The organism is Acetobacter senegalensis (genome assembly GCF_001580995.1).
In the GTDB taxonomy this organism is placed as follows: Bacteria; Pseudomonadota; Alphaproteobacteria; order Acetobacterales; family Acetobacteraceae; genus Acetobacter; species Acetobacter senegalensis.
Map to the genome: position 1 here is coordinate 1 of NZ_LHZU01000117.1, position 18316 is coordinate 18316.

20 protein-coding genes and 1 tRNA gene are annotated in these 18316 nt (G+C 57.0%); 8 read left to right on the top strand and 13 right to left on the bottom strand.

Annotated elements, in window-relative coordinates; all coding sequences use genetic code 11:
• Positions 1-593: 593 nt before the first annotated feature.
• Complete coding sequence (locus AD948_RS05660; RefSeq protein ID WP_248845930.1) at positions 594-1757, top strand: DUF3034 family protein; 1164 nt, start codon at positions 594-596, stop codon at positions 1755-1757.
• 360 nt (positions 1758-2117) lie between these two features.
• On the opposite strand, the gene AD948_RS05665 is transcribed toward AD948_RS05660, so the two are convergent.
• Complete coding sequence (locus AD948_RS05665; protein ID WP_082782316.1) at positions 2118-4391, bottom strand: protein-disulfide reductase DsbD family protein; 2274 nt, start codon at positions 4389-4391, stop codon at positions 2118-2120.
• Between the two features lie 221 nt (positions 4392-4612).
• Between AD948_RS05665 and AD948_RS05675 the strand changes: the two genes are divergently transcribed.
• Positions 4613-5929: a glycosyltransferase family 61 protein gene (locus tag AD948_RS05675; RefSeq protein ID WP_248845931.1), complete on the top strand. Its 1317-nt coding sequence runs from the start codon at positions 4613-4615 to the stop codon at positions 5927-5929.
• 251 nt (positions 5930-6180) lie between these two features.
• Here the strand turns inward: AD948_RS05675 and AD948_RS05680 are convergent, their stop codons facing one another.
• Entirely contained in the window at positions 6181-6699 is a 519-nt protein-coding gene (locus AD948_RS05680; protein WP_082666558.1) for a thioredoxin family protein, read from the bottom strand.
• Positions 6700-6921: 222 nt separating this feature from the next.
• On the opposite strand from AD948_RS05680, the gene AD948_RS05685 reads away from it, so the two are divergent.
• Positions 6922-7827, top strand: a complete 906-nt coding sequence (locus AD948_RS05685) for an amidohydrolase family protein (RefSeq protein WP_061471112.1) — start codon at positions 6922-6924, stop codon at positions 7825-7827.
• 62 nt (positions 7828-7889) lie between these two features.
• On the top strand, positions 7890-9122 hold the full coding sequence (locus AD948_RS05690; protein WP_061471069.1) for an MFS transporter: 1233 nt from the start codon (positions 7890-7892) through the stop codon (positions 9120-9122).
• Positions 9123-9248: 126 nt separating this feature from the next.
• On the opposite strand, the gene AD948_RS05695 is transcribed toward AD948_RS05690, so the two are convergent.
• Entirely contained in the window at positions 9249-9785 is a 537-nt protein-coding gene (locus tag AD948_RS05695; RefSeq protein WP_035379926.1) for a DUF1269 domain-containing protein, read from the bottom strand.
• 259 nt (positions 9786-10044) lie between these two features.
• Here AD948_RS05695 and AD948_RS05700 point away from each other — a divergent pair, with 259 nt between their 5' ends.
• Positions 10045-10530 carry a hypothetical protein gene (locus tag AD948_RS05700; RefSeq protein ID WP_006558839.1) on the top strand — a complete coding sequence of 162 codons (486 nt, stop codon included), beginning with the start codon at positions 10045-10047 and terminating at the stop codon, positions 10528-10530.
• Positions 10531-10895: 365 nt separating this feature from the next.
• Here the strand turns inward: AD948_RS05700 and AD948_RS05705 are convergent, their stop codons facing one another.
• Positions 10896-11111 carry a zinc-finger domain-containing protein gene (locus tag AD948_RS05705; RefSeq protein WP_061471070.1) on the bottom strand — a complete coding sequence of 72 codons (216 nt, stop codon included), beginning with the start codon at positions 11109-11111 and terminating at the stop codon, positions 10896-10898.
• On the opposite strand from AD948_RS05705, the gene AD948_RS18855 reads away from it, so the two are divergent.
• From AD948_RS18855 to AD948_RS05715, 3 genes are all read left to right on the top strand, one after another.
• Complete coding sequence (locus tag AD948_RS18855) at positions 11104-11238, top strand: hypothetical protein (protein WP_269110733.1); 135 nt, start codon at positions 11104-11106, stop codon at positions 11236-11238. The two genes, AD948_RS05705 and AD948_RS18855, sit on opposite strands and share 8 nt — an antisense overlap.
• Positions 11239-11603: 365 nt before the next feature.
• Positions 11604-12650 carry an alpha/beta fold hydrolase gene (locus AD948_RS05710; RefSeq protein ID WP_082782325.1) on the top strand — a complete coding sequence of 349 codons (1047 nt, stop codon included), beginning with the start codon at positions 11604-11606 and terminating at the stop codon, positions 12648-12650.
• A 286-nt stretch (positions 12651-12936) separates the two neighbouring features.
• Positions 12937-13013, top strand: a tRNA-Arg gene (locus AD948_RS05715).
• A 43-nt stretch (positions 13014-13056) separates the two neighbouring features.
• Here the strand turns inward: AD948_RS05715 and AD948_RS05720 are convergent.
• The 9 genes from AD948_RS05720 to AD948_RS05755 all read right to left on the bottom strand — a co-directional run bounded on the left by AD948_RS05720 (position 13057) and on the right by AD948_RS05755 (position 18315).
• On the bottom strand, positions 13057-14100 hold the full coding sequence (locus AD948_RS05720; protein WP_248845936.1) for a tyrosine-type recombinase/integrase: 1044 nt from the start codon (positions 14098-14100) through the stop codon (positions 13057-13059).
• On the bottom strand, positions 14072-14341 hold the full coding sequence (locus AD948_RS05725; RefSeq protein ID WP_061471071.1) for a helix-turn-helix transcriptional regulator: 270 nt from the start codon (positions 14339-14341) through the stop codon (positions 14072-14074). Before AD948_RS05725 ends, AD948_RS05720 begins: the two co-directional genes overlap by 29 nt.
• A complete protein-coding gene (locus AD948_RS05730; RefSeq protein WP_061471072.1) occupies positions 14334-14723 on the bottom strand; it encodes a DUF551 domain-containing protein in 390 nt (129 codons plus the stop codon). Before AD948_RS05730 ends, AD948_RS05725 begins: the two co-directional genes overlap by 8 nt.
• A gap of 154 nt (positions 14724-14877) precedes the next feature.
• On the bottom strand, positions 14878-15183 hold the full coding sequence (locus tag AD948_RS05735) for a hypothetical protein (protein ID WP_061471073.1): 306 nt from the start codon (positions 15181-15183) through the stop codon (positions 14878-14880).
• Positions 15180-15539, bottom strand: a complete 360-nt coding sequence (locus tag AD948_RS05740) for a hypothetical protein (protein ID WP_061471074.1) — start codon at positions 15537-15539, stop codon at positions 15180-15182. The genes AD948_RS05735 and AD948_RS05740 overlap by 4 nt, the downstream gene beginning before the upstream one ends.
• A gap of 311 nt (positions 15540-15850) precedes the next feature.
• The gene (locus AD948_RS18950) at positions 15851-16027 is read right to left on the bottom strand and encodes a Lar family restriction alleviation protein (RefSeq protein WP_082782317.1); all 177 of its coding nucleotides are present in this window, start codon (positions 16025-16027) and stop codon (positions 15851-15853) included.
• Complete coding sequence (locus AD948_RS05745) at positions 16024-16542, bottom strand: hypothetical protein (protein WP_156478949.1); 519 nt, start codon at positions 16540-16542, stop codon at positions 16024-16026. Before AD948_RS05745 ends, AD948_RS18950 begins: the two co-directional genes overlap by 4 nt.
• 247 nt (positions 16543-16789) lie before the next feature.
• Positions 16790-17149 carry a hypothetical protein gene (locus tag AD948_RS05750; RefSeq protein ID WP_061471076.1) on the bottom strand — a complete coding sequence of 120 codons (360 nt, stop codon included), beginning with the start codon at positions 17147-17149 and terminating at the stop codon, positions 16790-16792.
• Entirely contained in the window at positions 17146-18315 is a 1170-nt protein-coding gene (locus AD948_RS05755; protein WP_061471077.1) for an AAA family ATPase, read from the bottom strand. The genes AD948_RS05750 and AD948_RS05755 overlap by 4 nt, the downstream gene beginning before the upstream one ends.
• Between the last annotated feature and the right edge of the window lies 1 nt (position 18316).

Below are 18316 nucleotides of genomic sequence, written 5' to 3' on the forward strand. Positions count from 1 at the left end.
GGCATCTGCTTCAGGCGTGCCACACAGGCCGGAGAGCGCCGTAGCCAGCACCAGCACGGAAGCCAGAGCACGATCGGGAGGAGAAGACGGGGTACGCAGCATGCAGATCAGACTTTTCATCGGATTTTATTGAGTTTTTTATAGACTAGCGAGATTTCCAAAAGGCTCAAATGTTATAATATAACATTTTTGTTAGAATGGATTTGCAACCTCAGCCGTAACCGGTGGGGAAGGGGGTGTTCAAACGCGAACGTTCACGCCTCAACCGGTTCCAGCCAGCGTGCCTGTCTGAAGGGCAGCATGCTCCTGACGTGGCAAAAAGAGCATGGAAAAGGGAAAAAGCCGGTCTTTTTGGTATGTGTCCCTGCGCCATCTGCGTGGCGTGCGGCGGGTAGGTTGCACGCTGCTTCGTGAAGGCAAGGTAAGGGTTTTTGTGGCTTTCAGGGCGCTTGTTACGGTTACTGAATAACATATACGCACAGAATGAGGAGATCAAAGGCCGTCTGCCTCTCTTCCGCTACGCCATAAACGGACACGTGATGCCAGGTGACAGCAACCGCTGTGTAGCCTGTTCCCGCCAAGGGAGAAGAGAGATGTCCGTAAAAAGCAGGGTCACAAACCATAGTCACAGGCGCATTTTTTCACAACAGACGTCAAAAAGGGAGGAGAGACTTCCTTTCTCTGCCACGCTGCAGGCCGGGCGGGCTGGTGGCGTTCTTACGGCATCTTTCTTTACGATCTGGGCAGGTTTGGCGTCTGCCTTTTCTGCTACCGCTGCACCTGTTGCGGCCACATCTCGCACAGCGGCAGCCGTTGCGGCTACAGGCAACCAACGGCCGGTGGGGCGTGCATCCGCTGCCAGAGGCACAACGGTGTCCCTTCATCCGGCAACGGAACAGCCTGCATCGGCGGAAGATGGTGCGGGTCAGCCTGATCCGCTTTCCTTCAACGCGCTTTTTGATGGGCAGAGAACGTTGGGCACCAGCGGGCTGAGTTCTTTGGAAGGGTCAAGCGGTGGCGGTATTGCAAGCTGGGCCACCATTGGGGGGTACGGTAGTAAAAAGAGCATGGGTATGGCGTTTCACTACAGTTATGTGAATGTCACCAACTATACGGACCAGAACGTGGGCGCGTTGATGGGGTTTTATGACCGCGTTGAACTCTCCTATTCTCACAATTTCTTCCAGACTGGCGGCACGGGCGCCAAGCTGGGTATTGGCCGGGGCTATCAGTTTGATCTGGATACAGGCGGCATCAAGGTGCGTCTGTTTGGTCATGTTCTGGATAAAACACTTCTGCCGCAGGTGTCAGTCGGGGCCATGTACAAACATGATGGAGACGCCAAGGTCATTCATGCCGTGGGGTCTAAACATACGGATGGCGCGGATGTTTATGTTGCTGTTACCAAGCTTTTTCCAAAAATAGGGATTCTGGTTGATACCACCTTGCGGCTGACCAAAGGCAACCAGTGGGGTATTCTGGGCTTTGGGGGGGACAGGAACGATAATTATTACCCGCAGTTTGAAGGCTCCCTTGGGTATCTGCCGTCCTTTATTCCAGGGCTTGTGGTGGGGGTGGAATACCGAACCAAACCGCGTAACCAGAACTTCACGCCGGAAAGCAACTGGTTTGATGTGTACGCCAGCTATTTTGTCAACAAACACCTGAATATTACAGCCGCTTATGTATCACTGGGCACCATCGCAACCTACCGCACCCAGACGGGTGCCTATTTCTCACTTCAGACGGGGTTTTAAGGAGGCGTGCCAAGCTGCTTGAAGGTGCTGTCTGGCCCATCAGGTGTATCAGGCCGATCTTCTTGCGTTTGAGCGCCGCCCTTTTGCAAGATGCCCTGTTGATAATAGTAGTGGCAGAAAAAGCAGTTTTTACGCCCCATCACTTGCTCCGACCGGGCGTGACCACTAGCGCGGAGTGAAGAGTGAAGAGTGAAGAGTGGAAGAGGTAAGGCGCTGAAAACCCTATTCTGAATTTCCTAAGCGTAGGACTACCACAGGGTTATGCTTGTCACCCATTCCCCAACGAAGGGTTTTTAGAAACCCCTAAAAGCGGAAGCGCGAGAGAGTAGTTTACCCTCTCCCGCCGCGCCCTACTGTTTTTTACTTTGTCTGATTTTCGAGTGTGCTGATCACCAGCCCCGGTGTCAGAATTTGCGGCAGGGTGACCTCCGGCCCGTGGGCGGGGCTGTAGATGTAAAGAGGCACCCCATCACGCCCGCGTTCTTTCAGAAAAGCGCTGATGGCGGGATCATGGTTGGTCCAGTCTCCGCGCAGCACGGTAATGCCCTGTTTTGCAAATGCCTGCTGGGTTGCGGGAACATCCAGCGCCACCCGTTCATTCACCAGACAGGTAATGCACCATGCGGCGGTCATGTCCACAAACACTGGTTTGCCTGCGGCCTTCAAGGCCTCAAACCGGGCGGTGCTGAAGGGCTCCACGCCTTTGGGCAGGGCAGAGGTCTGTGGGCTGGCCGCTGCCGAACCCTGCTGATGCAGAAGGGCGGGAATAAGCGCCAGTGCGCCCAATAACCCCAGAAGCGCCAGCCCATGCAGGGCGGCATTGGTGCGCGTGTGCCCTTGCTGGATCAAGCGGGTCTGCGCCACGCCATACAGCCATGCGGCAAAACTCAGCAGCACCATGCCAGTGGTAAGCAGCAGCACAACGGAGGCTCCGCCTTCCAGCGCCGCCACCCACAGCAGCCAGACGCAGGAGCCCAGTAGGGGAAAGGCCAGAAACTGGCGCAGATACTGCATCCACGGGCCGGGGCGCGGCATGCGGGCGGCAAGGCCCGGTATGGCGGTCAGCAGCAGGTAAGGGGCGGCCAGCCCCAACCCCATGGCGGCAAACACCGCCAGCCCCGCAACCGGTGGCCCGGAAAGCGCACCGGCAATGGCCACCCCCATGAACGGGGCGGTGCAGGGCGTTGCCACTACCACAGCCAGAATACCCGTCAGCACATCATGCCAGTGGCCGTGCTTGGGTGTGCCGGAAACCCCGCCAGATACCGGCATGAATTCAAAAACCCCCAGCAGGTTCAGTGCCATGCCAAACAGCAGCCATGTTATGAGCGTGACAAACACCGGAGACTGGAACTGAAAGCCCCAGCCTTCTGCTGCACCGGCCACACGCAGCGCCATCATCAACCCGCCAAGGGCCAGAAACGTGACCATCACCCCCAGCGCATAACACCCGGCGCTGGTAATCTGTGTGCGCCGTTCCGCCTTGCCCAGTTTGGCGACGGAAAGAGCCTTCATGGCCAGAATGGGGAAGACGCAGGGCATCAGGTTCAGAATCAGCCCACCCAGAAACGCAAATACTACCTGCTGGCCAAACCCGGCCTGTGTCAGGCTGCTGGCGGCTGTGGCGCTTTCCCCACGAGGCGCCACTCCGCCTGCGGCACCCGGCGCGGGCTTGGCGGTCTGATACAGGGCGTGTTCGCTGCCTGCTGCGTCTTTCAGAACAAGAATGCCGGAAAGGGATTGGGTTGATGCAAGGTCGGGCAGGCGTTTCAGGTGCAGTTCCACAGCGCCGTTCTGCACGGCCTCGTTCTGCGGGGCCGCCTGATCAATCAGGCCCGGCTTGTCTGGCATGAACCACGCTTCCTTCACCGCGCGGGGCGAGAGATCCTGCCCGCTCACGCGCAGCGTGCCATCTGCGGCAAGGGTAGCGGTATAAGGCGAAGGAACCGGCGTGGCCTGCGTAGCAGCCTCAAACAGGGGTGTTTGAGCGGAAGGATGCGGTGCGCCTGCCGCCAGAGGCAGGCTGAGGTCCGCTTCTTCCGGCACGCAGACACTGGCGCACACCAGCCAGCTTGCGTGCGCTTTAAGCGTGGTGGGCGCGCCCGTGCCAGTGCCCGAACCTGCGCCTGTGGCGGAGGTTTTCTCGACAGAAGCCGCTTCTTTCGCCGCGTGCAACGGCAGGGAAAGCGGCAACACCACATCGCCCGTATAGGCATAGGACATCAGCGAGGCATCACGGATGCGTTGAGGCGTGGGCCACTGGATGGCGTCAGTTTTGCCCGTCAGCCCACCTTCCGCCGTTATGGTGACTGCCGTGGCCTCTCCGGCATCACCGGGGTTCTGCCAGTATGTGTGCCAGCCCGGTTGCAGCTTCAGGCGTAACGCCACACGCAGGGGCGTGCTGCCGTCTGCCGTGTCACTGTCGGTTATCAGTGTGGCGACGCTGTGCTCGGTGCTGACTGCCGCGCTTTCCGCGGCCTGTGCCTGCGGCAGACAGGCCCCTGCCGCCACCAGGGCAACCGCAGCCAGCAGGGCAAAGGCCCCTGCAGCCCAGAGACTACGCAACACAGCACGCGTGCGCGGGGCAGCAGTTTGATCAGGCGGAACAGAGCAGGGCAGGGCTCGGCAAGGCATGCACGGACTTTCGAGTAGGAAAAAACAGATGTGGCTCTCTTATAGACCAGAACGGGCTACGGGCAGCAGAGGATGCGTACAACATTGGTGCAGATAACGCGCCCGCGCAAACGGCGTTAGCTTGCGACTGGCGCGCGGTATGGCAAACCCATTGCAAGGACGGTCAGAGCACCTTGATCGGCCTGCCCGTTTGTTCTCCATGGTCTGAGCGGACATGGTGTGTGCACCGCCCAGTTCAAGCGGCTCCCAGTGCAACACGTTGCGGCATGTGTTGCCTGCTCCGGCAAGCGGCCCGGCTTTTACGACCACGCCGTTGGCTCCGCACACGTCTCTACGGTCTGCAAGCACTCCGCCCGGAGCGCGAGTCTCCTACAGCAATCCCAAGGGCGCGGGATAGAGAAACGGGGGACTATTATCAGGCATGGTGCTGGCCTAAAATCAGTCTGGCCCGCCTGATGCGGGAGGCTGGGTCCACCCACGGGTCTGGCGCGTGTCATTCAACCAAAGCGGTGCGTATGTTTTCTTTTGCCCGACTGTTCCGCCGCAAGGCGTCCGTAGCGTCAGATCCCTCTGCGCCTCTTACGCTGGCAGATGTCGCCACCACCATGCGGGTGCTGGATAGCGCCCAGGTGCAGCCAGCGGGGCTGGTGCAGGATGGGTGCCTGCCCGGCGGCGCGCATTCCCTGTTTAGGGGGTGGCAGTCCAAGCCCCTTATCCTGCGGCAATACGAGCTGGAAGATGTGGTGCTTGACCGTAATCTGATGGTGTTTCTCAAGGACGGACGGCCCATTGCGGATACCTCCTACCTGCAACCACCTCAGGCCGTGGCAGACCTGACCGTTCGTGAAGATGATCTGGTGCCTGCACCGGCGGGGCAACCTGTGATGGCAGCCTGCTTTGACCACTGGAGCACCAATTACTACCATTGGGTTGTGCATACTGTGCCCACTCTGTTCAGCCTTCGCCAAAGTGGGTTTGAGGGCGGGTTGATCCTTCCTCAGTTGACACCTTGGCAGGAAGAAACGGTGCGGATGAACGGGTTTGACCCAGCCCGTGCCACCATAACAGAGCCGGGGTGGCAATATGCTTTTCGTAAGGTGATTTACACAGATTGCGTGCGCGGCGCTGCGGATTTTTCCCCTCTACCCACGTCGCGCGCTGCCTACCATACGTTGGCGGCGCAGGCAGGGGTGACCGGGCGGGAGCCCCGAACGCTTGATCTGTTCATTGAACGGGGGGGTGCTTCCAACCGCCTGATGCCCAACGAGGCCGATCTGGCGCAGGCTCTGGCTGAGGCCGGGTTTACAGTGGTGCGGCCGGAAACCTTGAGCGTGGCGGATCAGATGCGGCTGTTTGCCAAAGCCCGGCTGGTTGTGGGCGCGCTAGGCGCAGGCATGGCCAATCTGGCATGGTGTCGGCCCGGTACGGTGATCTGTGAACTGGTGCCGCAGCAGCATCAGAACCCTTGCAACCTGACGTTGGCCATGCAGATGGGCCTGCCTTATTGGGGCGAACTGATTGAAACTGGCGTGGAATAGGAAAGCCACGTGGCTGTTTCTCAAAAGCCGTTCAATGTGCCGGAACTGGTGCACCGCGCCCGCCAACTGACCATGTATGCGCAGGCGCAGGTACCATAACGTCACACGGAACCACTGATATTCCTGATCCGGGGCTGATGGTGTCCCGGACCACACGTAACCGCCCCGGCTGGTAATATTGGCCTGCTGAGTAAGCCCGGAGCGGAAGGGGCGGTCCCAGTTGAGTAAGGCCAGCCCCGGTCAAACAGGGGTCAGGTGCGGTTGGACCATTCTGCCAACTTGTCCACCACCGCCTGTGCGGACATGCTGCGGGCATCACCCAGTTCAAGCGTGGCGTCGGCGTTCAGCACCTTGCCCTCAGGTGTCACAATCAGTGCCACCGGAATGGCCTTGATGGTAACGCCGTATTTGCGGGCGATATCCATGTTCTTGTTGAAGTGATCCACGTTGACGGAGACCACAACAAAGTTCTCCTGCACCCATGGCGCCACGGCGGGGTGATCCAGAACGCCAGCCAGCACACGGCAGTCCGGGCACCAGTTTGCCCCGAAATCAATCAACACCTTGCGGCCGGTCTTTCGGGCCTCGGCAAAAGCGTTTTCCACGGCCTGCGGGGCGTCTTCCGGCGCGGCGTAGGGGTGGGCAACGGCGGTAATCTGGGCCGTGCCAACCTGGGGCACCGGCTGGGCAGCCAGAGCCATATGCGCGCCGGAAAAGGAGATAAGGGTGGTTGCCAGCATAAGGGCGGAAAAAGACCGTAACGCAACCATGCTCGGGCGCTCCATCAGGATAAAGAGAAGAAAACGTGACTGTAGGCTGACACAGGGGGCTGCCGTCAATCCTTGTCAGAAGGCGGAACCGGCAGAAACAGCTTCACGCTCTTGTTACGGAAAATAAAAATGGTGCCGGGGGAAACGCTTGATAAGCTGCCGTGTCATAACACCCACAAAGCGGTTTGACGCCGCTCGATTTTATTTTGAGTGAACCTGCCCATGTCCTCTTCTGTTGCGCCTGTGGCTGAAACTGTAAATTGCCCGGCACCGTTTGATACTTTGCATCGTCCAGCTTTTGTGGTGCCCGATCTTGCCTGTGATACCCATGCGCACGTGATTGCGGAGGATACCGCCCGATATCCCTTCACGCCAGACCGCAGCTACACGCCGCCGCCCGCGCCGGAGGCCGCCTATCTGGCCATGCTGGATGCGCTGGGGTTGCAGCGTGGTGTTCTGGTGCAGCCCAGTATTTACGGCACGGACAACCGCTATATGCGTCACGTGCTGGCGCGCCATCCAGACCGTTTGCGCGGCGTGGCTGTGATTGACGCCACTGTCAGCGATGCAGCACTTGAGCAGATGCATGCTGAGGGCGTGCGGGGCGTGCGCATTAACGCCCTGTTTCGTGGTGGTGTAGCGCTGGACAGCATGGAGCAGATTGCCGCACGCATTGCGCCCTTTGGCTGGCACATGCAGTTTCTGATTGATGTCGCGCGCGGGCTGGAACTGCTGCCCCGCATTGCGCGCCTTGGGTGCGGGGTGGTGATAGACCATATGGGCTATCTTACGCCTTCCGTTGCGCAGGATGTTGGCGCACTGCGGGCGCTTGAAAAATGCGTTGCGGAGGAAGGCTGGTGGGTAAAACTCTCCGGCGCGTACCGTCTGGTGCAGAACCTTGAGGACATGCGGCAGGTCACGCCGCTTGCACAGGCCCTGATCCGCGCCAACCCGGAGCGCATGGTGTGGGGGAGTGACTGGCCCCATGTGGCCGTGCGTGACATGCCAGACACCACAGACCTTCTTTCCATGCTGGCGGAATGGGCACCGGATGATGTGACACGCAACCATATTCTGGTGCGGAACCCTGCGGTGCTCTACGGTTTTGCGCAAAAGACGCCAGGCTGAGCCCGCAGCAAAACCCTTTTTAAAATCGTCTGTTCCAATAATAAGAAAAACTGGAAAACAGTATGACGTGGCTGACCGGGCTTTCCCGTGCAGAGAAAGCAACCTGCTTCTCCGCTTTTGGCGGCTGGATGCTTGATGCATTTGACTACATGATTTTCACCTTTGTCATTACCACGCTTATTGCGCAGTGGCACATCAACGCGGCCTCTGCCGGGGCATTGGTGACAGTCACGTTGCTGTTTTCTTCCATTGGGGGATGGGGCGCAGGCATTCTGGCAGATCGGTTTGGCCGCGTGCGGCTGCTTCAGGCCAGCATCCTGTGGTTTTCCGCCTGCACATGCCTTATCGGGTTTTGCCAGAATTTCACACAGCTTTTTATTGTCCGTACCTTGCAAGGTATCGGCTTTGGCGGGGAATGGGCCGTAGGCTCCGTTCTGGTGGGGGAAATTGTGCGGCCCGAACACCGGGGGAAGGCAGTCGGGCTGATCCAGAGCGGCTGGGCCGTGGGGTGGGGTGCGGCGGCGGCGCTCTACGCGCTGGCCTTCAGTGTGCTGCCGCCCCATCTGGCGTGGCGCAGCCTGTTCTGGGTGGGTATTCTGCCCGCCTTTCTGGTGCTGTATGTGCGGCATCATGTACCGGAACCTGCGGGGTTCCAGGCGCTACAGGCCACGCGGCAGAAAGCGCAGGCTCAGCCGTTCTGGGCCATATTCAGCCCCGCTCTGTTCAGAACAACCGCACTTTCTGCGTTGCTGTGTCTTGGTATTCAGGGTGGATATTACGCCATTACCACATGGCTTCCTACCTATCTGGAAAGGGAGCATGGGCTTTCTGTCATCCATACGGGTGAATATCTGATGGTGGTGATTATCGGCTCGTTTCTGGGGTATGTGTGCGGGGCGTTTCTGGCTGATGCCTGGGGCAGAAAACCCACATTTTCCTTTTTTGCGGTGCTTTCCCTGTGCAGCGTGATTGCCTACCTGCTGCTGCCGCTTACCAATATGGAAATGCTGATTGCAGGCTTCCCGCTCGGGTTTTCTGCATCGGGCATATATAGCGGTCTGGGGGCGTATTTGTCCGAACTGTTTCCGCAGGCGTTGCGGGCAAACGGGCAGGGATTTGCCTATAATTTTGGGCGCGCCATGGGGGCGTTCTTCCCCGGCCTTATCGGCTTTTTAAGCCAGAGCATGGGGCTGGGCAGGGCCATCTGCCTGTTCGCCGCCTGCGCTTATGGCGCTGTATTGCTGATTGTGCTCTGCCTGCCAGAAACAAAAGGCAAGGTTTTGCAGAATTTCTGATTATTCATAGGAAAACAACAGCAGGCATGAATCCCTTCCCGTGCTGGCAAAAGGATTCATGCCCCTGCATAGGGCACCGCTTCTGTCACCCTATTCCTGTTGTGTCTTTACCTGGCCTGTGGGGTTTCATGCGGCAGGCTGTGGCACAGCGGCTTTTTCAAGTACGTTTTTCAGTTGGGCTTCACTTTCAGGGGAAAGGGAGGTTTGCAGCACACGGGCGTGGCCCTTGAACTTCTGGAGATCTGCCAGCACTTTTTCAGGTTGCGCTTTGCGCACCAGAATGAACAGGGCAGAGGTATTGGGCGGAATGGTCTCGCTCAGAGATTTGATGAAATTATCATCAATACCGTAATCCGAGAGCTTGCCCGCCAGTGCGCCAGCCCCGGCGCCCACCACGCTGCCAGCTACAAACCCGGCCAGCGGGTTCAGGCACAGAAGCCCCACAAGCACGCCCCAGAACCCGCCGGAAAAAAGGCCCCAGGATGCACCAGCTTTTTCAAGGTTGATGCTCTGGTGCAAATGCACCTTGCCCTCGGCATCACGCACCACCACCACGGCGTCTTCAAGATCGAGCAGGTATTCTTTCTGTAGTTTCCGGCATTCTTCCAACGCCAGTGTGGCGTCATTGGTATGGTCAAACCCCAGAACAACAAGATCAGACATGAAATTCGCTCCTTATAGCGTAAGGGGAGACAGAGTATTCCGTCAGTCATTCTCCACGCTGTGGCGTAAGGATGCAGAAGCACAGCACCTTTGCCTAATGCGTTTTGCAGAAATCAGACATTCATGAATTTTATAATTTCATGAAACAGGACCGATAAGTTCCTGAAAACAGCACGCATAACAGACCGGCATGCAGCTCACTTGTCCGCATGGCGGCCTCGCCTGATAGTGCGCACAAACATATATCAGGAGGTTTGACATGAAGGGGTTTCGTCACGTTGCCCTGCTGGCAGCCTGCGGTCTGGCTTTTGCTGGCGCTGCACACGCCCAGACAGCACTGAACACGGCGCCTGCGCCAGCCGCTATTGTACCAACCGCCACGTTGGGGAGTGAAGCCCCCATGACTGCATCAAACGCCGCATCCGGCGTGCTGGATCATGATGGTGTGCCCACGGTTGACAACGCTACCGCAGGCAATATCGCCGGGCTGATGTATTATTGCTATGCCCGCGGCATTGATGACGACACAACTGTGCGGTCCCTTGGCCGTTCTCTGGCCAAACGCGGTGATGTTCAGTCTGATGCCACATACCCCAGTGGTGGGGCTGGCCTGCTGCTGGTTGGCAGCGGTGGCCGTCTGCTTGACCTGAATACCCTTGGCAAGGACCAGCGCACCGCAACCTGTGCCCATGCTGCCCAGCGCGGCATTGAACTGGATGACGGTTCTTTCCTGCTGCCGTCCTGATTTTTCAGGCATGGCCCCCTTCGCGTAGAATGTGGTTTCTGCGTGAAGGGGAGTGCAAACTTTCTTTTTTAACGTCAGTGAAAAGAAGAAAGCGAGATACAGAACGGGCTTTTCAGGGTGTGAAAAGAGGCCCGTCTTCCTGATGCAACTCCATCGGGATAATAAGCTTTATTTCGCACACAATAAGTCTGCTGCGTTTCGGATCAGAGACGGCTCTGAAAAGATGTTTCTTTGGAATCCTGTTTCTGATCGGCGCTTACAGGCAACGGCCTTTCTGGCGTGCCCAGCCTGACCTGACAGGATCACTTACCGAACTTTGCGGTTTACTTCGGTAATCGTTTTACTACGCGCGTTGCGGCTGCAGTTTAATGGCCGTGGTCGTCATGCGCTCCGGGCTGAAGCACAAACAGGCGTGAACAGTAGGGGCATACGGTCTGGTGCCCACCAATTTTCAGCCACACGCGCGGATGCCCCAGCGCGCCAAGGCCACCATCGCACGCAATCTTGCGTCGATCCACCACAATGGTTTCCACATGCCCAAGCCGGGGACGGGGCACCGGGTTGGTTGGCTGAATGAGCATTCCGCAGATCCTCCCTGTAGCGCACGGTGCCCTTGTGCAGACATGTGCGGCCAGCCTGTTCGTTCAGCCCCATCCTCCCGCATGGCTTTTCCATGCGGGGCTACTGGCGCTGCTGTGGTGGGGATGATACGCGGTTGAAGGCCGAGTTCCTACCGTCCCTCTCATCCCATCCGCGTGAGCATGCTGTTTTTCCGACCGCTTCTTTCCCGTGCCAGCCGGGTTTTTCCCCGTAAACCAAGAGGGGACGCTCTGCACCCTGTGCTGAAATACCGGTTGCCGGTACAGCAGCGCCCCGCATGCAGATCAGCCCAGTCAGACCAAGGCAGGGGCGGGGAGGGTGTGTGCAGCACGATTTCCGTCACTCCTGTTTTGCGTGGCGCGGCCCGGTATGGCTGGGTGCGGGGCGCTCTTACCCAGCATGATCTGCGCCGGGTGAGGGCCGTTCTGTTGGGTCGGGAGCGCGATGGTTCTCCTTTATTGGGCCGGTTAGGGATGGCGGTGTTGGCGTTTGGGCTTGCGGCCTGCACAACAACTCTGCCGCCGCCGCCCAAGCCGCCTGCCCGTTTTGCGGCTGCCGCGCGGCTTGTGCCGCCTGATCACACTTTTGTTCTTTCTGATGGTGCGCGTATTCCGGCACGGGTCTGGCCCGCGCAACAGCAGGAACGGGCCGTGCTGCTGGCCCTGCACGGGTTCAATGACAGCCGGGATGCGTGGGAAGCTCCAGCCCCGTTTTTCTCGCAGCGCGGCATTACGGTCATTGCGCCAGATCAGCGGGGCTTTGGTCAGGCTCCTCTGCGTGGCGGGTGGGCTGGCTCCGCCCGGATGGTGGCGGATGTGCGTGAGGAAATAGCGCAGATTCAGCAGGCGCACCCGCACACACCGCTGTATCTGGCGGGCGAAAGTATGGGCGGTGCGGTGCTGATCCTGCTCATGGCGCAGCCGGATGCGCCAAAGGTGGCGGGCACGCTTCTGTTGGCCCCCGCCGTGTGGAATCTGGGGGCCGGGGCGGATATTCCGTTGCGGGTGCTGGCCAGTTTGTTCCCCAGAAATCTGGTAACAGGGCGAGAGCTCCCCGTGCACGTTGTAGCCAGTGACAATATGGCAGCGCTGATTCGCCTGTATTATGACCCGCTAACCCTTCGGGCCACACGGCTTGAGGCGTTGCAGGGGCTGGTGGCGCTTATGAAGCAGAGCGCCCATGCCGCACGCCATATTCATGGCCCCACCCTGTGCGTTTATGGGGACAAGGACCAACTGGTGCCGCCTTCCGTCATGGCGGAGGTCTGGCGAAGTATGCCCAAGCGGGTGCGGCTTGATCTGATACCGGGTGGCCATCATCTGCTGCTGCGGGACCGCAACGGCAGGCTGGTAATGCAGGACATGGTGGGATGGATGACCACACCAGAGACATGGCTGCCGTCAGGCGGAGATAGCGCCGCCGCAGCATGGCTGGCGCAGGGCGTTGGAGAAACTGCGTTGGGCAAGAACACGTTGCCCCTGCTCCTGCCCGCCCAAATGGATCAGCTTGCAGCCCCCTGAGACTGCGGGGCGTGTTGGCCCAGCCATACGTGGAAGATACGTGGAAGCGCCGGACAGAGATGGTGCGCGCGCAACAGAAAGAGCACACTACCGTTGATGGTTGGCGGCTACCGAGCCAACATTCCATCCTTATGCTCAGCCGTAATAGCAGGGCATACGAGTCTGAAAGAAAGCGGCCCATTGAAACAGCAGGAGGCGCTTTTTCTGAGGGAAAAGAGGGGAATTCCTTCTTCGCGCGCAATACGGGCTTGGCAGCTTCCCGCCTTTGCGCTAGGGAATGGCCCGTGGACCCGTAGCTCAGCTGGATAGAGCGTCGCCCTCCGAAGGCGAAGGTCGAAGGTTCGAATCCTTTCGGGTCCGCCATTTCCTAAATGAAATCGCAGTTTACCGCCAAATTTACAGAGTGTTAGACACTCTTAATTTTACCGTTAGACACTTTCTCAAATTTGGCCATAGCTTCGAGAGCCATTTTTTTCTGCTCAACTGACTTTGTGTAGCGCATGACTTCGGTCAAAGATCGGTGCCCAAGAATCGCGGCGATTTGATGCGGGGTGCATCCGGCTTCTGCCAATCTTCTTCCGGCGGCTTTGCGCAAACCATGCGGGGAGCAGCGCAATGGAAGTCCTGCCGCAGCGCACCAATCCTTGAAGACATTGTAAAAGCCGTTCACGCCATATGGTTTCCCATCACTGATACGCGAAAGGTAAGTCTGGCCGTGTCCGTTCCAGTCGCCTAACTCATCCTTTAGGTCTGAGTGTATCGGTATCCAGAGACATTCGCTGGTCTTCTCCTGCCGGACGTAGATCATATTCTCCTGCACATCAGATGGTCCCATGCGTACAACATCGCTGCGCCGTTGGCCGGTGTAAAGCATGAGGGAGAGTGCAAGTCTCTGCTGCGTTCCCTTGGTCCATTTTGTCAGATACTGCTCTATCTCCGCGTCGGTCCAGGCATGGATGCCTTCGCTCTTCTGCCGCTTCACCTTTACCGATGCCGTAGGATCATCCTCTCTCCACCCCTTGCTGATAGCGAACTGCATCAACTGGCTTAGAAGCCTGCGTATGCGCGTTCTGGTTGTGGGGGCATCGCCAAGGGCGCTGATTACAGCCCTTGCGTGATGCGCTTCCATTTCCGCGAACGGGCCTTGCCCAACTGGATCTGAACGTATCCGTTGCAGCAGCCTATTATACACCGCCTGAGTGCTCTTCTTCAGGCTCAGGTATTCATCAGATTTCTGCCATTGGATGATGAGAAATTCGAGGGAGCCTGATTGGACGCGTTTCTTCCCAATCTCACTTAGCGCTGAATCATTCAATGCGGCGCCGTACGCTGCCATGAAATCAGGGGCGGTAATATCAGGAAGGGGGATATCCTGCCGACCCTTCCTGCGCAAATAATAACGCGTCTTCCCCCGGCAATCTCTATAGATTTTTAGATACTTCAGCTTCACGCTTGGCAAGAAGCACGTCCCATGAATTTGTTGGTTTCAGACTGATTGGCCGCCCAGATCGTCTACTCAAGAAGGCATCAAGATCCTCTATCAGCCAGACTTTCCTGCCTTCCGTGATCTTGATGCCTTCAAGCTCCTTTGCTGCCAGAGCGCGAAATGCACTAACCGACAAGCCAAGGTATTCTGCGGCTTCTTTGGCGCGCATTACCTTGCGTTTTACGGGGGAAAGCGTCTCACCCATCCACCCCTCCCAACGCATCGATGCTTGCGGGCGGGGCTGGTAGGGGCTGCCAGTGGGTTAGAACTGGCCGGCAGGCAATCGACCCATCCTGCCAAAGCTCATACTCCCACCATACAACTCCCAAATAAGGCTCTATTGGAGAGAGCGCATCGGCTTTCTGTGTTCCGTACGCTATAATCTCCGTACCATCCTTCGGCGCACTCTCAATCGGCCTCCAAGCCGCAGCGTCTGCTGCTGCGAGGGCTGCGGTTATTGCTACGCGAAACTCTCCCGCCGCATACGGTTCGCGCTCATTGTACTGGGCAAATGTTTCGCCAGATTTAAACTGCACAGTATTGGTCCATGCAGCATAAATAGCCGCCTCAATTCTTGGGTCAGTCATGGAGCATAGTCCTTCTTTTGGCTTTGCATGCAACCGCGCCTTTGGCACTGCCGATATAAGAAATCGTCATTACGCACCCATGAATATTCGAGACGCCATTTGGTCCACTTATGTCCAAAGAGCTTGCAGAGTGCTTTACCGATAAAACGCCTCATCACCCCACCTCCCGCGCTGCGTCGATGGTTTCGCGCAGTGTCTGCTTACCCTCAGAAAAACTAATGTGGTTGATACCGATTTCCCATCCGCTTGCGAACTTGTGAATATCTGCAAGTGGTAGTTTCTCCAACCAATCCAGCCGCTCACTATCGCGCCCAATCTCCGCCCGCACGCGCTGTTCTGCCCGGCGTTCGGCTTCGAGTATATGTTCGCGTACCACGAGAACCGAATACCCATCGCCAGCGCCGGTTTCGTCTACTAGCGTTTGTGCCAGGTCTTCAATCTGCTCCTCTCTCGTCCTCATGGCTCGGCTCCTAGGTTGCGGATTTGCTCTGCTGCGTCGTTACATCCTAAATATTCAAAATCGCGGCCCGATTTTTCGTAGGTGTCCTCGCACACTTTCGCGCACCGTTCTCGCTCAGCCGCCAGCATCTCAGCTATCTGCGCGGGGGTGAGGACGGGGGCGATATATTTATAATCTCGAACTATATATTTACTCGATAGAGGTTTATTACCTTCGTCACTAATCCATTTTCCCTTCTTATAGCCAACTACATCAAAACCGTCTTCATCTATTCGTTTCAGGAGGTGCCACCCATCCCGCTCAGGATACATCGGCACACCGGGCCGCTCGGGGTTGGGCCAGTTAGTGTCAGTCATTTTTCCACGCCTCCGGGTCAGATGATGTGGCAGGGATACCGTGCTTCTTTTCAATCACGTCATTTATGCCCCGGTCTGGGCAGCAATTCAGAGAGCCTTTAGATAGATACTCTTGCCGTTTTGTCTCTGAACAGCCGCAGCCCCGGCAATATCTTTCAGGTGTTGTCATAGAACCATGTCTCCATCCAATATAATACAAATGCCAATAACCAACATGAATATGCAGACACCCCCAATAATATACGCGGAAGTGGCGAAACATAGCGCCGCTAAAACGGACCACATTAACGCCCAGAATATTAAAGCTCCGATCACGCCCTCTCTCCTGCGCGGGTGTTCCATGCGTCTAACGCTTCCTGCCCGGTATCTTTTACCGGCCCTTCGGCCATACAGGTTAGACAGACCGCCCACGTATTAATATCGCTAGGGTGCGGGGTCGAAATATCTGCACTCCCGCAAAACGGGCACGATTTCAGTTCCTCGCTCATGCTTTCTGGCCTTTCATGGCTTTTCTAAAATCGTCGATAATACCCCCGGCAATAACGTCACCTTCATCAATACTACCTGTGATATCTGTCACACCGTTAGACCAATCCGGGTTTATACCGTCGATCATGTTCAGAAGCCGGGAGCCTGGCGCCCGTAAGTTCGCAATCTCGGCGTCCTGCTGCACAAGTTGCGCTCTTGCATATACCAACCCCTGCAACGTATCCGCGCATCTTTCATTCGCTGCTGCAATCTCCGCGTTCTTCTCGGCAAGTTTGGCGAGGGCGTCTGATTGGCGGACGAGGGGGATGCACTCCGCGCCATTCTTAGAAATAACTGTTGGTGCGTGATAAACCTCCAACTCCCCGCCCGTGACAGGGGTGCCGATGTCGAGGAGGGCATCCTGCATCTTTGTGTTTGTCGTCTCTTTGCCGCCTGTGTAAGCGTCAAGAAGCGTAAGCACATGCGCATCACTCAGCGGCAGCCGCACGAATACGCCTGTGGGTTTGTCGGTCATGCCCAATTCCTCTCCAATGCCGCTTCTGCGTAACAACTCAGTTTTTTCTGCCCAATTCCATGTCCCGGCATAGATTGTTCCAGATCAAGACTGGCTCGGCGATCGCAGGTTTTAGAGCAAACAAATCCACCGTAATGATTGATTTTTGCGCGTTCCCCGGAGTGCGGATGATAGGCATTCCCTCCCATTGAGTAGGGCTTTCCTTGTAGGCGCAGTCCGCACCACCGGCACTCTGCAGTCTTTGCGGTCATTCACCTTCTCCCGGCAGGACTTCGCGGACGTGGATAATTCTATGTGTCCAATAGCAGTTGGCTTTAGCTGCTGCTTCTGACGCAAAAATGAGATCGTCATAAATCCAAAACTCCCGCGCCACAGGGACTTCGCGGGCGTTCATGAGGTCGTTTCCGTGATTGTCATGAGTTTCAAAAAAATGGCCGTATTCAGTCCAAACCGATGAAGTTTTTTCGTTGTCAATGAATCCAACTATTGGAAACTCTTTGCTCCCATCCGTTTTTGTCAACAACCGCACCGGCCTCCCATCCCGCGTGCAGAACGGCCCCTCGTGCTCTGGCGTGTAGGGGCCGATGATCTGGAGTTTGGTGGTCATGCGGGGGTTCCTTCGTGTTCAAAGGCTTCCAAGGCAGAGGCAATTTCAGCATCAATCTTGTCAGCTAGTTCTGGCCGTTTCTTTCGCATCCATGCCCGCTGCTCTTGCGTTTTTGCAGAGCGTGTTACGGCTTCAAGCTCAGAGTGGCTCATTGCGCCCCGGATTTCGTTTATGATGGCTTCTGTTATCGCGGCAGGCCGGTCTTCTGACTGCTGTGCCTGGGCAACCTGCTGGTTCAGGTTGTTTAGGTCATCGTCGCTCTGTGCTGCTGCTGCCTTCTGATCATCATACGCCTTGGCTGCGGCCAGAATATCAGGCGGAACAGCATCCTGATTGTTAAGAGAGCGGCGTACTGATTCCGGCAGGGACCTCCATGCTGATTGAACTGCGGCAACGCCATTTTCAGTTTGTGTGCGCAGATGGTTGCGGGCTCGTTCAACATTTGGATCAATGGCTTTTGCTCCATCCACCCAAGCACGAAGTGACTGACCATCCTCGGGCGTAATGTATCCCTTTCCCCTTCCAAGAATAGGAAGTAACTCTTCTGGGCATTTCAGTATCTGTTGCTCTTTGCCTTTACCCCACATCATCAGGCTGGCAGTCAGTTCAAATGCAAAGTTTTTTTCCTGAATTGGCTGAACGCCAAGGCTCTTAGGGGCTCTTGGGTTACTAAAATCAGTCTTTTCGCGTGCGCGTATGCAAGCGATTACATGCATGTCACACTGCAAAAGCGTGTTCATGAACGTCTTGTGCTTGGCCTTAGCCAGTTTCCAGTTGGCGATTTTGCCATCTGTTAACGTAGCAATTTCTTCACAGCCTCCCGTGCCTTCCCATTCATGACTTACGCTATCGATTACGAGAACTTCTACGCCAGCAGCCTGAAATTCCAGAATGGCCTGCTTGTAACGGTCAGGACTGAATGGCGCATCTAAATCCCCAATCAGGAACCGATGAACGTTCCCATTTTTGTCCTTCAGACTGTCGGCATATAGGCTGCCACGGCGGTTTTCTGTGTCCAGAAGCCCCACCTTCTTAGCGTTAAAGTTTGCCAGCCCCCAGGCCAATTGCAAGGCAGTATATGTCTTTCCTTCACCAGAGAGGCCGGACAAGCCAATCACCAGACGCGCGCCTTCGCGCTCAGCTTCACGGATATTTAGAATACCCATC

Bases quoted from the DNA above. Each gene is read 5' to 3' on its own strand.
- AD948_RS05660 (WP_248845930.1), top strand. From the start codon at position 594: ATGTCCGTAAAAAGCAGGGTCACAAACCATAGTCACAGGCGCATTTTT.
- AD948_RS05665 (WP_082782316.1), bottom strand. From the start codon at position 4,391: ATGCCTTGCCGAGCCCTGCCCTGCTCTGTTCCGCCTGATCAAACTGCT.
- AD948_RS05680 (WP_082666558.1), bottom strand. From the start codon at position 6,699: ATGGTTGCGTTACGGTCTTTTTCCGCCCTTATGCTGGCAACCACCCTT.
- AD948_RS05685 (WP_061471112.1), top strand. From the start codon at position 6,922: ATGTCCTCTTCTGTTGCGCCTGTGGCTGAAACTGTAAATTGCCCGGCA.
- AD948_RS05690 (WP_061471069.1), top strand. From the start codon at position 7,890: ATGACGTGGCTGACCGGGCTTTCCCGTGCAGAGAAAGCAACCTGCTTC.
- AD948_RS05695 (WP_035379926.1), bottom strand. From the start codon at position 9,785: ATGTCTGATCTTGTTGTTCTGGGGTTTGACCATACCAATGACGCCACA.
- AD948_RS05700 (WP_006558839.1), top strand. From the start codon at position 10,045: ATGAAGGGGTTTCGTCACGTTGCCCTGCTGGCAGCCTGCGGTCTGGCT.
- AD948_RS18855 (WP_269110733.1), top strand. From the start codon at position 11,104: ATGAGCATTCCGCAGATCCTCCCTGTAGCGCACGGTGCCCTTGTGCAG.
- AD948_RS05705 (WP_061471070.1), bottom strand. From the start codon at position 11,111: ATGCTCATTCAGCCAACCAACCCGGTGCCCCGTCCCCGGCTTGGGCAT.
- AD948_RS05710 (WP_082782325.1), top strand. From the start codon at position 11,604: ATGGCGGTGTTGGCGTTTGGGCTTGCGGCCTGCACAACAACTCTGCCG.
- AD948_RS05725 (WP_061471071.1), bottom strand. From the start codon at position 14,341: ATGGGTGAGACGCTTTCCCCCGTAAAACGCAAGGTAATGCGCGCCAAA.
- AD948_RS05730 (WP_061471072.1), bottom strand. From the start codon at position 14,723: ATGACTGACCCAAGAATTGAGGCGGCTATTTATGCTGCATGGACCAAT.
- AD948_RS05735 (WP_061471073.1), bottom strand. From the start codon at position 15,183: ATGAGGACGAGAGAGGAGCAGATTGAAGACCTGGCACAAACGCTAGTA.
- AD948_RS05740 (WP_061471074.1), bottom strand. From the start codon at position 15,539: ATGACTGACACTAACTGGCCCAACCCCGAGCGGCCCGGTGTGCCGATG.
- AD948_RS18950 (WP_082782317.1), bottom strand. From the start codon at position 16,027: ATGAGCGAGGAACTGAAATCGTGCCCGTTTTGCGGGAGTGCAGATATT.
- AD948_RS05745 (WP_156478949.1), bottom strand. From the start codon at position 16,542: ATGACCGACAAACCCACAGGCGTATTCGTGCGGCTGCCGCTGAGTGAT.
- AD948_RS05750 (WP_061471076.1), bottom strand. From the start codon at position 17,149: ATGACCACCAAACTCCAGATCATCGGCCCCTACACGCCAGAGCACGAG.
- AD948_RS05755 (WP_061471077.1), bottom strand. From the start codon at position 18,315: ATGGGTATTCTAAATATCCGTGAAGCTGAGCGCGAAGGCGCGCGTCTG.